Genomic DNA, 13043 nt, shown 5'->3' with positions numbered 1-13043 from the left:
AAGAAAAAATGCTGGTAAACGATTCCTATAATCTCCCAGAAATCAATGAGAAAATTGATACTGAAGTTGGAAAACAGTTTGGTTTCAAAGCACGATGGAAACTGAAAGGAAATGGCTCGCCAAAACTCACTATTATCAATGCAAGTACGGAAATCAATACACTATTAGCGCTAGACCAAAACACCAATACCTGCAATATAGAAATGCGTCCAAAAGGTATTATTATTAGATTTCGGTCACTGTTGGAAACATTTGCTTTTGTTATTCCGTATTACAAACTGAATATTTACAAAGGAGAATCTCACAGTTATACTATTTATAAAGATCAAAATTTTGTAAAGGTGAAAGCCACTACCAACGTTCACCCTTTCATAGAAAAAGTTCTTGGAGAGAAAGCCTTACAAACTCCAGAAAACCCAACTCTTTTTTAAGAGAATGCTAAGAGGTTTTTGGAAAAGTGTTCAGAAAAAATTCTGCTATTTTCAGTATCTTAGGAAAAACTGCTGAAAATGAAAATTTTACTCACCGGAGCCAATGGATACATTGGAATGCGTTTGTTACCCAAATTGTTGGAAATGGGACACGAAATTGTTTGTGCCGTTCGCGATGCAAATCGGTTAGCGCTAGATGAAGAAACACGTGCTGAAGTTTCGGTAATTGAAGTTGATTTCTTGAATATTGAAAATTCAGATCCTATCCCGGCAGATATAGACGCGGCTTACTATTTGATTCATAGTATGACTTCTTCCACAAAGGATTTTGACAAGAAAGAGGCAAAAGCTGCAGAAAATTTCAACAAACTTGTTTCCGAAACCTCTATTGAACAAGTCATTTTTTTAAGTGGAATTGTAAACGAGGAAAAACTGTCAAAACATCTTTCTTCACGCAAGAATACTGAAGAGATTTTACAAAAAGGAGATTTTCATCTCACCACCATACGAGCCGGAATTATTGTAGGTTCGGGAAGTTCTTCCTTTGAAATTATTAGAGATTTATGTGAAAAACTACCGGTGATGATTACTCCAAAATGGGTGCTGACCAAAACGCATCCTATTGCTATACGAGATATCATTTTTTACCTTTCACATGTTCTGGGCGATGAAAATTGTTATGATGATTCTTACGATGTTGGCGGACCCGATGTGTTGAATTATAAGAAAATGTTGAAAGGCTATGCTAAAGTACGTGGCTTGCAGATACACATTGGCGTAGTTCCCGTGATGACGCCAAAACTTTCGAGTTATTGGTTGTATTTTGTAACATCTACTTCTTATAAGCTAGCAGTTAATTTAGTAGATAGCATGAAAATGGAAGTTGTAGCTAGTGATTCTCGTTTGCAAGATTATTTCAATTGGAAACCACTCTCCTACGAAGAAGCTATTCAATCTGCATTCAAAAAAATAGATCAGAATGAAGTGATCAGTAGTTGGAAAGATTCTATGGCGAGCGGACGTGTCAAGAAAAGTCTGAATAAATATATTCAAGTTCCCAAACACGGTGTACTTACGGATAAAAAAGAATTAAAGATTGATAATCCTGAGCAAACTTTGAAGAATATTTGGAGTATTGGTGGCACTACCGGTTGGTACTATGGTAATTTTCTATGGAAAATTCGTGGTGTTATGGATAAAATGGTTGGCGGTGTTGGGCTACGAAGAGGAAGAACTCATATGAATAAAATCTACGCCGGAGATTCTCTTGACTTTTGGCGCGTTCTATTAGCTGACAAAAAAGAAAAAAGACTACTACTCTTGGCCGAAATGAGACTTCCCGGAGAAGCATGGTTAGAATTTAAAATTGATAAAAACAATGTACTGCACCAAACAGCAACATTTAGACCCAAAGGAATTTGGGGAAGACTGTATTGGTACAGTGTTTTACCATTCCACTACTTTATTTTTGGAGGGATGATACGTAATATCGCCGCTAAGAAATAAAGTTTACTCAAATCCAAAAATCGTATAATCAGTGAACATATTTCCTGTGGCATCTGGAATATTTTCTTTGTCACGCTTGCCGTTTGGATAATGTTGCTGTTTGATAAAAGAAGTTAATAACAAACCTATTTGATCATCTTTATCTTCTTTAAAAAGTGCAATCAACGTATCCGCTACAATGGAAGTTAAAGCCGTAACCATTGATGCTGTGGCTCCGGAAACTTTGGTAATATCATTAAATTTCTCCACTATATCCGTGATTTTCTCATCGGTCAAAATTGAATCTATAATTTGAGTTGTTTCTCTAGTTTTACCATCAGATTCAATAGCCAATAACATCCAGTTTAAATCCTGCGGAATAGTTTCTGAAACAAACAAATTATATCCGGTATCACCAAAATAAATAACCTGATTATCTTTCACTTTTTGAATTTCGGGCATCACACGGGAACTAACAATTTTTGAAACGGAAGATTTCAAAATTTCCTTTTTCTCATCAACGTCGTTTGTTGCCAGGTAATCTGTTATTTCAGGAAAATCGGAATCTCCTAGAGTAACAAAACTGATAAGCTTTACTTCAGCTTTCCCAATAAATTCGCGATTATTAAGTATTTTTAATTTGTTAAGTCTTAAATAAAACATACGGATTCGGTTTTAAAATCGACTTAAAAATACTACAAATTTTAGAGAAAATTAATTTTACTTGATAAGATCTTCTAAGGTTTTATTTTCTAAGACGCTTAAGGTTTTATCACGTACTTCTATCATTACCCGGTTAAGCTGACAAGTTTCTTCACTTTTGCAATCTTCACACTTTTCATAATAATTGAGACTCACGCAAGGAAGAAGCGCAATAGGACCTTCTAAAATTCTGTACATAGAAGCCAACTTAACTTCACGAGGTTCTTTGAGTAAATAGTAACCACCGCCTTTTCCCATTTTGGAACCTAAAAAACCATTATTTTTAAGTTGCAATAAAATAGCCTCTAAAAATTTTTTGGAGATATTTTCCTCTTCGGCAATTTTAGAAATAAGTACAGGAGTTCCTTTTCCTTTCTTAGCAAGATTGGCAAGAGCCTTGAGTCCGTATTTTGTTTTCTTTGATAGCATTTGGGTAAATATACTATTTTTTGCGTTAGGGATTGAGGCATTTGTTGGAGCTCTTTTTTGATTTTGTATCAAAAAAAGCGACTGCCGAAAGCCCGCCCACAGTATTCACTGTGGGAACGCCCTCTTATAATTTATTATTGTTTAGGCAAAAATACTTCTGCCAGCATGCAGCGTGCACTACCGCCACCACACGTTTCTATAGTGTTTAGATCACTGTACAAAATGGTACAATGATTTTCTATTTTTTGAATTTGATCTTGAGTTAAACTCTTATAAGCAGTTTGACTCATTACCAAAAACTTACGCTCATCTGAACCTTTTACTTGCAACATATTCCCTGCAAATTGCTGCATTTGGCCTTCGGTAATAGCAATTACCTCTTTCCCATTCTCCTTTAATTGATTGACCACCAATTTACGTTCTTTCTTATCGTCTATGGTTGCCAAGCAAACAACTGCAAAAGTTTCTGCAATGGCCATCATTACATTGGTATGATAAATAGGTTTTCTCTCACCATCTACAGTTTGATTAGCCGTAAAAATCACTGGAGTATATTCAAAATCTTCACAAAACTCAATGAATAAATCTTCATCTGCACGTGGAGAAAGTGCACAATAGGCTTTGCGATTTTCGCGATCTAAAATGATACTTCCTGTACCTTCTAAAAATAAACTTTCTTCCTCTGCTTCAGTATAATCAACCACATTATTGATGATAAAACCTTGACTTTCCAAAGTCTCTAAAACAGTTTCATTGCGCTCCAATCTTCGGTTTTCTGCGAACATAGGGTACAATGCAACATCTCCGTTGGCGTGAAAAGAAATCCAGTTATTTGGAAAAATAGCATCGGGTGTGTCTGGCTCTTCGGTATCTTGAATGACAACGACATTCACGCCGACCATTTTAAGTTTCTGAACAAATGTGTCAAATTCCTCTTGAGCCTTTTTGTTGATTTCCTGATTTTGAAGTTCAAGATCTTCCTGAAAATAATTGTTTACGGCTGTTTGCTCATTCATTCTGAATGTCGCCGGACGAATCATTACAACGGTATTGGTTATTTGTGACATTATTCTCTAATTAAGGGCATGGTGGAACAACGTAATAAACCTTCTTGCTTAGAAATTTCAGCATATGGAATTTCTTCAACGGTAAATTCATTATCACGCAGCCAATTATTTAATCTAGTAAAATTTCTTTCAGATACAACAACATCAGGAGCTATTGAAAATACATTGCTATACATGTGATACATTTCTTCTCTTTGGATATGAAATAGATTTTCTTTACCAAAAAGGTCTACTAAATACATATAATCTGCTTCTTCGCGAAAACCACTTTTATAAATGATTCCTTTGTTGTTTCCTACTGGTTGAAAACAGCAATCTAAATGCAAAGCATTATCACGCGGCTCTATTTTAGATTTTACCAGATCGAACTCTTTTACGGTTTTATTTGGAAACAATTCTTTGATAAAATTCACTCCATGTGTATTGGTTCTTGCTGTGATATAATTTTTGTAATCGCTTCCTTTATAAGTTCCCACAAAAATATGATCGTTATGTACCATAACATCTCCACCTTCTATATGAACTTCCTCTGGTGGTGTAATTACTTTAGAAGCTTCTATTTGATCTATTACATATTGAATAGCCTCCAATTCCTGTTCACGATCTGGAAGTATATTTGCTTTGATAAATAAATCGTCTATAACAAAAGCAATATCACGTGCAAAAATCTGGTTGTAGTTTTCTATTAATTTTGGTCGAAATACTTCTACATCATATTTTTTAAAAACATTGCTTAGCGCATTCATTTCCTTCATCATATCTGCTTCTACAGGATATGTACCAGCTTTTATATGCTCTAAAGATTTTGGATCATACGCTTCTTCCAAAGAAGGGGTTGGTCCGTTACTTTCTGCGGTTCCAAGAACTACAGCTTTTAAACGTCCCGTTTCATTCTTTACATTTAAGTTTAACATCTTTCTGTTTTAGCTTGAATGGCAAATATAAAAAAAGCCTTGCTGATGATAGCAAGGCTTTTGATGTTATCTAAAGAATGTAATTATCTACTTTCTAAATCTTTGTAATCTCTATGGTTTTCGCCAATGTAAACTTGTCTTGGTCTACCAATAGGTTCATTACGAAGTCTCATTTCTCTCCATTGAGCAATCCAACCTGGTAATCTACCTAAAGCAAACATTACAGTAAACATTTCAACAGGAATTCCTAAAGCTCTGTAAATAATTCCAGAGTAGAAATCTACGTTTGGATATAGTTTTCTATCTACAAAGTATGGATCTTCTAAAGCTTCTTTTTCCAAACCTTTTGCAATGTCTAAAATTGGATCTTGAACACCTAGTTCCCCTAAAACTTCATCAGCAGCTACTTTAATAATTTTAGCACGTGGATCGAAGTTTTTGTATACACGGTGACCAAAGCCCATTAAACGGAAAGGATCATCTTTGTCCTTAGCTTTTGCCATATACTTTTTAGTATCTCCACCATCAGCTTTAATAGCTTCTAGCATTTCTAAAACAGCTTGGTTAGCTCCACCATGAAGTGGACCCCAAAGTGCAGAAATACCTGCAGAAATAGATGCGTATAAACCTGCATGAGAAGAACCAACGATTCTTACTGTAGATGTAGAACAGTTTTGTTCATGATCTGCGTGAAGAATTAATAATTTTTCAAGAGCCGCAATTACAACCGGATTTGGCTTGTACTCTCTGTTTGGCTTACTAAACATCATTTTAGCGATGTTTTCTACATAACCAAGATTTGCATCACCATAATCCATTGGTAATCCTGTTCTCTTGTGATATGTCCAAGCTACTAAAACAGGGAATTTTGCTAGCAACTTAACAATTGCCTTATACATAGCCTCTTCTGAATTTACTTCTACAGAAGAAGGATTGAATGCTATAAGAGCGCTTGTTAATGATGACAACACACCCATTGGATGAGCGTATTTAGGGAATCCATCGATGATCTTTTTCATATCCTGATCAACGATTGCCTCATCATCAATATCCGCTTTGAATTTTTTAAGTTGTTCTTGTGTTGGAAGTTCTCCAAAAATAAGCAGGTAAATAACTTCTAAGAAAGTAGATTTCTCAGCTAAATCCTCTATAGCGTAACCACGGTATCGTAAGATACCTTTTTCACCGTCTAAATAAGTAATGGCGCTTTCGCAAGAGCCTGTATTTTTAAATCCTGGATCTATTGTGATTATACCTGAACCTGCACGTAGTTTTTTGATGTCAATAGCTAATTCGTCTTCTGTACCTTTAATTACGGGAAACTCAAATTTTTCGCCATTGAACTCTAACGTTGCTTTATCTGACATTGTATATTTTTAATTTTATAAGTGAAATAAAATTTACTGCTTGCGAATTTACAAAATTTAAGTGTATTTATAACCCTAAAAATTTGTTATTTGCTAATTTACCATACAATAATTGATGAAATATTTTATTCACTCACAAAATTTTCTGACTTCGATTTATTATTAACAGTTTTTTTATTGACCACCTTTCTTGCTCTGGTTACTTTGGGCGGCGTATAGGCAATTTGATACAAATGTGAATAGTATAACTTAATGGAATTTTGCCATGTAAACTTTTGTCTTTTGGCAGCTCTTGCTATCTGGGTATATTGTTTTTTATTATTAAAGAACATATCTAGAATATGCTCAAAAACTTTAATAAAATCTTCTTTCTTAGACTCCAGATTATCTCCTTCAAAAACAAATCCTGTTGTATCATTTATAACGGTATCCCTTAAACCACCAGTGTTATGAACTAAGCAAGGTTGACCATTACGCATCGCCAACATTTGACTAATTCCACAAGGTTCAAAAAGACTTGGCATTAAATACAAGTTGGATTCTAGGTATAATGAATCTATAACCTCCTCGGACTGTAAATTTATAAATATGAAATTATCATAAGCATAACTCACACTTTTGAAAAGCTCCTCGTAATCTGGCGCTCCAGTTCCTAACAGAATATAAACTCCTCCAACGTTCTGAAGTCTTTTCAGCATATTCTCTAAAAGTTCTGGATCTTCCTTGAAAAAATAGAATTTTTGCTCTGTAAGCCTTGCTACACTACCACAAACAAAAGAAGGTTTATTCTCCATAAAATTAAGAACCTTATCTGCTGTATGTCGCAAAAAGCTGTGTTTATAGGCTCTTTCCTCATCTTCTAGCATTGAAAATATAGCTCTCAATGCGTGTGTATATAACTTACCACGTTTTACAACGGTGTAGTTCTTATAATTACAACCATTTAATATCCCAAATAAACGACCTTCATTTTGTGCTACTCGCAAATCTTCCTCTAGACCTTCACCTCCAACAAAATGAGGAAAATTACTTGGTTGTTGTATGTTTTCCTTATATGAATGCGAAACAGTATGAACTGCGTCTGCTAACCGAATTCCAAGAGCCATCAAATTCATACAGTCCCAATACCTTGGATCTCTTAACGTATCATAGTTAAAATCTACATCTGGATAAAAAGCTTTTAAAGAAGAATGATTTCCATCAAAAGGACGAATTCCTTGAATAGCCAAATTATGAATTGAGTACACAAATCTATAATCCTTCAAACAAGCAAACTCTTGATGAAACTCTTTTAAAAACAACATCAAACTTGTATGCCAATCATGTAAGTGCACTATTTGAAGATGTGAAAACGCATCATCTTTAATAGCCGCAGCCACAGCTGTACAGAAAAGTGAAAAGGTGCAAGCATCTGTAAAAAATGGCTCGGTAAAGTCATTCATATAAATATCTGCAATATTACCAGATTTAATGTCTGGATGATCTATCACATAATGTTTAATATTTTCAACTTCCTTTTTCCCGGGAACCTCATAAAGATCAGCTGATGTTAATTCTCCTCGATATGGAAAAACTAGTTTTTCTACCAATTTTCCTTTTCGGTGTAACCTACCATATGCAGGCGTAACTACGTGTACGAGATCACCTGTTTCGGCAATCTGTCGTGGAATGTCTCTAACTACGTCCCCCATCCCTCCGGCTTTACAACCGGCAATGGCGTCATTTTCAGCAGAAATAAATAAAAAGGCTCTTTGCAAAATTGTTGGTATTAGATGTGGTTTAACAGTACTGTTAATTTATTGATTCTAAAACAAATAAAAAAGGCCTTTGCTATTAAAAAAATATTAATACTTCATTTTTACCAAATTCAAATAAAAAAACCCCTTATAAAAAGGGGTTTAAAATTTTTTAACAAATTTTAGTATTTTACTTACTGAACCTTAAAAGCTTTCTTTTGAGGATAATAAGCTACAGAACCTAGTTCTTCTTCAATTCTCAATAACTGATTGTATTTTGCCATACGATCTGAACGAGAAGCTGAACCTGTTTTGATTTGTCCACAATTTAATGCAACCGCTAAATCTGCAATTGTATTATCTTCTGTTTCACCAGAACGGTGAGACATTACAGAAGTATACCCAGCATTTTTAGCCATGTTTACAGCTGCAATGGTTTCTGTTAAAGAACCAATTTGGTTTACTTTGATCAAGATAGAGTTAGCAATACCTTTTTCAATACCAGTTGATAAACGCTCTACATTAGTAACAAATAAATCATCACCAACTAATTGAACTTTATCACCGATTTTCTCAGTTAAAGCTTTCCAACCGTCCCAATCGTTTTCATCCATACCATCTTCAATAGAGATAATTGGATATTTAGCAACCAATTCAGCCAAATATTCTGCTTGTTCTTCTGAAGTTCTTACCACTCCTTTATCTCCTTCAAATTTTGTGTAGTCATACTTACCGTCTACATAAAATTCTGCAGAAGCACAGTCTAAAGCAATCATTACCTCGTCACCGAATTTATAACCCGCTTTTTCAACTGCTTTTTGGATAGATTCGATAGCATCTTCTGTACCGTCTAAAGTTGGAGCAAATCCACCTTCGTCACCTACTGCAGTGCTTAAACCTCTATCGTGAAGTACTTTTTTAAGGTTGTGGAAAATTTCTGTTCCCATTTGCATTGCATGTGTAAAGTTTTTAGCTTTCACAGGCATTACCATAAATTCTTGGAATGCGATAGGAGCATCTGAGTGAGAACCACCATTGATAATATTCATCATTGGAACTGGAAGAGTGTTTGCACTTACTCCACCAACGTAACGATATAATGGCATTCCTAATTCATTTGCCGCAGCTTTTGCCACTGCTAAAGAAACTCCAAGGATAGCATTTGCACCTAATTTTCCTTTGTTAGGAGTTCCATCTAAATCAATCATAGTTTGGTCTATCAAATTTTGTTCAAATACTGACATACCTACTATTTCTTGAGCGATAACATCGTTTACATTTTTAACGGCGTTTAAAACACCTTTACCCATGTAATTATCGCCTCCGTCACGCAATTCTACAGCTTCATGTTCTCCGGTTGAAGCTCCCGAAGGAACCGCAGCTCTACCAAGAATACCGTTTTCGGTAACTACATCTACTTCTACTGTAGGGTTACCTCTTGAATCTAAAATCTGACGAGCGTGTACGTTTACTATAATACTCATACTGTTGCTGATTTTGTTAGTTTTATGTTATTCAAAAATTGATCAAATAAATACGAAGCGTCATGAGGCCCTGGACTCGCCTCTGGGTGATATTGAACCGAGAATACTTTTTTAGATTTCATTCTTAAACCTGCAATTGTATTGTCATTCAAATGCGTGTGAGTTACTTCAACATCAGGATGGTTTTCTGTTTCTTCTCTACTAACAGCAAAACCATGATTTTGTGATGTAATTTCACCTTTACCCGTTATAAGGTTCTTAACCGGGTGGTTAATTCCTCTATGTCCATGATGCATTTTATAGGTAGAAATGCCATTTGCTAACGCAATAACTTGATGTCCTAAACAAATTCCAAATAAAGGTAAATCCTTTGCTATAATTTGTTTGGCAACTTCAATAGCACCGTTCAAAGGTTCAGGGTCACCAGGACCGTTTGAAAGGAAGTAGCCGTCTGGCTCCCAACCTTGCATTTCTTCAAAAGTTGTATCAAAAGGAAAAACTTTAATATAGCAATCACGAGAAGCTAAATTTCTAAGAATATTCTTTTTAATACCTAAATCTAAAGCTGCAACTTTGAAGGTAGCACCTTCTTCTCCTATAAAATATGGTTCTTTGGTTGATACTTTAGAAGCCAACTCTAAACCATTCATATCTGGAACCTGAGCCAATTTTTCTTTTAGAGCTTCTATTTGATCAACCTCTGTTGATATAACTGCGTTTTGCGCACCGTTATCTCTAATATACGAAACCAATGCTCTGGTATCTACATCAGAAATAGCGAATAAACCATTCTTATCTAAAAATCCTTCTAGAGAATCATCAGCTGCTGGTCGTGAATAATCATAGCTGAAGTTTTTACAAACCAAACCAGCAATTTTAATACTTTCTGATTCCACTTCTTCAGAATTGGTACCGTAGTTTCCAATATGGGCATTGGTAGTTACCATAATTTGTCCAAAATACGATGGATCTGTGAAGATTTCTTGATAACCGGTCATTCCGGTATTAAAACAAACTTCTCCAAAAGCCGTACCTTCTTTTCCTACTGCTTTCCCATGAAAAATTGTACCATCTGCTAATAAAAGAACTGCTTTTTTACGTGCTTTATATTTCATTTATAGTTGTGTAAAATAGGGTTTGAAATATTATACAAAATAACATAAAAAAAGGATAAACTAAAAAGTTTATCCTTTTAAATAATCAATAATATTTTGCAAAAATGTTACTCATTTGTTGCTTTTGTATCGTCTTCTTGAGTAGCCTCAGTTTCAGGAGTTGTTTGAGCAGCATCAGAAGCTTTTTTAGATCTACCTCGACGAGTAGATTTCTTCTTAGCTGTCTTATCAGCATTGTAAAGTTCGTTGAAATCAACAAGCTCTATCATTGCCATGTCTGCGTTATCTCCTAAACGGTTACCTAACTTAATGATTCTTGTATAACCACCTGGTCTATCACCAATTTTCTCGGCAACTTCAGCAAAAAGTGTTGCAACAGCATACTTATCTCTAAGTTGACTAAAAACAACTCTTTTGTTGTGAGTACTAGTTGCTAATTCCTGATTGTTTTCAGTTTTCGCTTTCGTAATCAATGGTTCTACAAACTGCTTTAAAGCTTTTGCTTTAGCAACTGTTGTATTAATACGCTTGTGTTCTATTAAAGAACATGCCATATTAGCTAACATTGCTTTTCTATGAGCAGTCTTTCTACTTAAGTGATTGATTTTTTTTCCGTGTCTCATGACATTTGTGTTTAACTTTCATCTTGCTACAACTCATTTTGAGGAGCAAACTATGAAAGAATTAATCTTTATCTAACTTGTATTTTGAAAGATCCATTCCGAAATGTAAGTTCTTATTATGAACCAACTCCTCTAACTCAGTTAAAGACTTTTTACCAAAGTTTCGGAACTTCATCAAATCATTTTTATTGAAAGAAACTAAATCTCCCAATGTATCTACTTCAGCAGCTTTCAAACAGTTTAATGCTCTTACAGAAAGATCCATATCAACAAGCTTAGTTTTTAATAACTGACGCATGTGTAATGATTCCTCATCGTAAGTTTCTGTTTGCGCTATTTCATCTGCTTCTAAAGTTATTCTCTCATCAGAGAATAACATAAAATGATGAATCAATGTTTTAGCTGCTTCTGTTAATGCATCTTTAGGGTGTATCGAACCATCAGTAATAATTTCGAAAACTAATTTTTCGTAATCAGTTTTTTGTTCTACACGATAGTTTTCAATGCTATACTTAACATTTTTTACCGGTGTAAAGATAGAGTCAGTAGCTATAACTCCAAGTGGAGCATTTGGCTTCTTGTTCTCTTCAGCAGGAACATACCCTCTACCCTTTTCGATAGAGATTTCCATGTTAATTGTAATATCTGATTCCATATTACAAATTACTAAATCTGGGTTTAGCACTTGGAAACCAGAAATAAATTTTTGGAAATCGCCAGCAGTTAATTGTTCTTTTCCGCTAACAGAAATTGATACAGTTTCATTATCTATATCCTCTATTTGTCTTTTAAAACGTACTTGTTTTAAGTTCAAAATAATTTCTGTAACGTCTTCTACTACTCCAGGAATGGTAGAGAACTCATGCTCTACTTTATCAATTCTAACAGAACTGATAGCAAACCCTTCAAGCGAAGATAATAGAACTCTTCGTAAAGCGTTACCAACGGTCAATCCGTAACCTGGTTCCAAAGGACGAAATTCAAACTTTCCTTCGAACTCAGACGAATCGATCATGATAACCTTATCGGGCTTTTGAAAATTGAATAATGCCATAATACGACTGCTGTCTTTTTATTTATTATTTAGAGTATAACTCGACTATTAGTTGTTCTTTGATGTTTTCCGGGATTTGAAGTCTTTCCGGAATAGCTACAAAAGTACCCTCTTTCTTCTCTGTATTCCAAGTAATCCATTCGTATACAGTACTATTAGCAGCCAAAGAGTTTGTTATAACCTCTAATGATTTTGATTTTTCTCTTACTCCTACAACATCACCAGCTTTAAGTCTGTATGAAGGAATATTTACGATTTCACCATTAACAGTAATGTGACGGTGAGAAACCAATTGACGTGCACCCCTTCTAGAAGGAGAAACTCCCATTCTATAAACTACGTTATCTAAACGAGATTCACATAATTGAAGTAAAACTTCACCAGTTACACCTTTACTACTATTAGCTTTTTCGAAAAGGTTTCTGAACTGACGCTCTAAAATACCATAAGTATATTTAGCTTTTTGCTTTTCCATTAACTGGATTGCATATTCAGATTTTTTTCCTCTTCTACGGTTATTACCGTGTTGACCTGGAGGATAATTTCTTTTTTCAAAAGACTTATCATCTCCGAAAATCGCTTCACCAAACTTACGAGCGATTTTAGTTTTTGGACCAGTATATCTTGCCATTTTAA

General features: G+C 34.8%; 13 protein-coding genes. 2 read left to right on the top strand and 11 right to left on the bottom strand.

The window, feature by feature from the left end:
• Positions 1–8 precede the first annotated feature (8 nt).
• Both BM383_RS03575 and BM383_RS03570 read left to right on the top strand, forming a co-directional pair.
• Complete coding sequence (locus BM383_RS03575) at positions 9–431, top strand: hypothetical protein (RefSeq protein WP_093023030.1); 423 nt, start codon at positions 9–11, stop codon at positions 429–431.
• A 78-nt stretch (positions 432–509) separates the two neighbouring features.
• Positions 510–1937 (top strand): SDR family oxidoreductase, encoded by a 1428-nt coding sequence (locus BM383_RS03570; RefSeq protein WP_093023028.1) that lies wholly within the window; start codon positions 510–512, stop codon positions 1935–1937.
• Positions 1938–1940: 3 nt separating this feature from the next.
• Here BM383_RS03570 and BM383_RS03565 read toward each other — a convergent pair whose 3' ends face one another.
• From BM383_RS03565 to rpsD, 11 genes are all read right to left on the bottom strand, one after another.
• Positions 1941–2579, bottom strand: coding sequence for a hypothetical protein (locus BM383_RS03565; protein ID WP_093023026.1), 639 nt, complete (start codon positions 2577–2579; stop codon positions 1941–1943).
• Between the two features lie 57 nt (positions 2580–2636).
• Positions 2637–3047, bottom strand: a complete 411-nt coding sequence (locus BM383_RS03560; RefSeq protein ID WP_093023446.1) for an RrF2 family transcriptional regulator — start codon at positions 3045–3047, stop codon at positions 2637–2639.
• Between the two features lie 134 nt (positions 3048–3181).
• A complete protein-coding gene (ctlX, locus tag BM383_RS03555; RefSeq protein WP_093023024.1) occupies positions 3182–4114 on the bottom strand; it encodes a citrulline utilization hydrolase CtlX in 933 nt (310 codons plus the stop codon).
• On the bottom strand, positions 4114–5028 hold the full coding sequence (locus tag BM383_RS03550; RefSeq protein WP_093023022.1) for a dimethylarginine dimethylaminohydrolase family protein: 915 nt from the start codon (positions 5026–5028) through the stop codon (positions 4114–4116). Before BM383_RS03550 ends, ctlX begins: the two co-directional genes overlap by 1 nt.
• 83 nt (positions 5029–5111) lie before the next feature.
• Positions 5112–6395, bottom strand: a complete 1284-nt coding sequence (locus BM383_RS03545) for a citrate synthase (RefSeq protein WP_093023020.1) — start codon at positions 6393–6395, stop codon at positions 5112–5114.
• A 125-nt stretch (positions 6396–6520) separates the two neighbouring features.
• Positions 6521–8152, bottom strand: a complete 1632-nt coding sequence (locus BM383_RS03540; RefSeq protein WP_093023018.1) for a glycogen synthase — start codon at positions 8150–8152, stop codon at positions 6521–6523.
• A gap of 173 nt (positions 8153–8325) precedes the next feature.
• Positions 8326–9615 (bottom strand): phosphopyruvate hydratase, encoded by a 1290-nt coding sequence (gene eno, locus BM383_RS03535; RefSeq protein ID WP_093023016.1) that lies wholly within the window; start codon positions 9613–9615, stop codon positions 8326–8328.
• Positions 9612–10730: a glutamine-hydrolyzing carbamoyl-phosphate synthase small subunit gene (gene carA, locus BM383_RS03530; RefSeq protein WP_093023014.1), complete on the bottom strand. Its 1119-nt coding sequence runs from the start codon at positions 10728–10730 to the stop codon at positions 9612–9614. The genes eno and carA overlap by 4 nt, the downstream gene beginning before the upstream one ends.
• Before the next feature lie 107 nt (positions 10731–10837).
• Positions 10838–11353 carry a 50S ribosomal protein L17 gene (gene rplQ, locus BM383_RS03525; protein ID WP_093023012.1) on the bottom strand — a complete coding sequence of 172 codons (516 nt, stop codon included), beginning with the start codon at positions 11351–11353 and terminating at the stop codon, positions 10838–10840.
• Between the two features lie 61 nt (positions 11354–11414).
• Positions 11415–12407 carry a DNA-directed RNA polymerase subunit alpha gene (locus tag BM383_RS03520; protein WP_093023010.1) on the bottom strand — a complete coding sequence of 331 codons (993 nt, stop codon included), beginning with the start codon at positions 12405–12407 and terminating at the stop codon, positions 11415–11417.
• A gap of 25 nt (positions 12408–12432) precedes the next feature.
• The gene (gene rpsD, locus BM383_RS03515) at positions 12433–13038 is read right to left on the bottom strand and encodes a 30S ribosomal protein S4 (RefSeq protein WP_093023008.1); all 606 of its coding nucleotides are present in this window, start codon (positions 13036–13038) and stop codon (positions 12433–12435) included.
• Positions 13039–13043 lie beyond the last annotated feature (5 nt).

The organism is Pustulibacterium marinum, assembly GCF_900116665.1.
GTDB classification, from domain to species: domain Bacteria; phylum Bacteroidota; class Bacteroidia; order Flavobacteriales; family Flavobacteriaceae; genus Pustulibacterium; species Pustulibacterium marinum.
This window is presented reverse-complemented; position numbering and strand designations above follow the sequence as displayed.

Bases quoted from the DNA above. Each gene is read 5' to 3' on its own strand.
- BM383_RS03575 (WP_093023030.1), top strand. From the start codon at position 9: ATGCTGGTAAACGATTCCTATAATCTCCCAGAAATCAATGAGAAAATT.
- BM383_RS03570 (WP_093023028.1), top strand. From the start codon at position 510: ATGAAAATTTTACTCACCGGAGCCAATGGATACATTGGAATGCGTTTG.
- BM383_RS03565 (WP_093023026.1), bottom strand. From the start codon at position 2,579: ATGTTTTATTTAAGACTTAACAAATTAAAAATACTTAATAATCGCGAA.
- BM383_RS03560 (WP_093023446.1), bottom strand. From the start codon at position 3,047: ATGCTATCAAAGAAAACAAAATACGGACTCAAGGCTCTTGCCAATCTT.
- ctlX (WP_093023024.1), bottom strand. From the start codon at position 4,114: ATGTCACAAATAACCAATACCGTTGTAATGATTCGTCCGGCGACATTC.
- BM383_RS03550 (WP_093023022.1), bottom strand. From the start codon at position 5,028: ATGTTAAACTTAAATGTAAAGAATGAAACGGGACGTTTAAAAGCTGTA.
- BM383_RS03545 (WP_093023020.1), bottom strand. From the start codon at position 6,395: ATGTCAGATAAAGCAACGTTAGAGTTCAATGGCGAAAAATTTGAGTTT.
- eno (WP_093023016.1), bottom strand. From the start codon at position 9,615: ATGAGTATTATAGTAAACGTACACGCTCGTCAGATTTTAGATTCAAGA.
- carA (WP_093023014.1), bottom strand. From the start codon at position 10,730: ATGAAATATAAAGCACGTAAAAAAGCAGTTCTTTTATTAGCAGATGGT.
- rplQ (WP_093023012.1), bottom strand. From the start codon at position 11,353: ATGAGACACGGAAAAAAAATCAATCACTTAAGTAGAAAGACTGCTCAT.
- BM383_RS03520 (WP_093023010.1), bottom strand. From the start codon at position 12,407: ATGGCATTATTCAATTTTCAAAAGCCCGATAAGGTTATCATGATCGAT.
- rpsD (WP_093023008.1), bottom strand. From the start codon at position 13,038: ATGGCAAGATATACTGGTCCAAAAACTAAAATCGCTCGTAAGTTTGGT.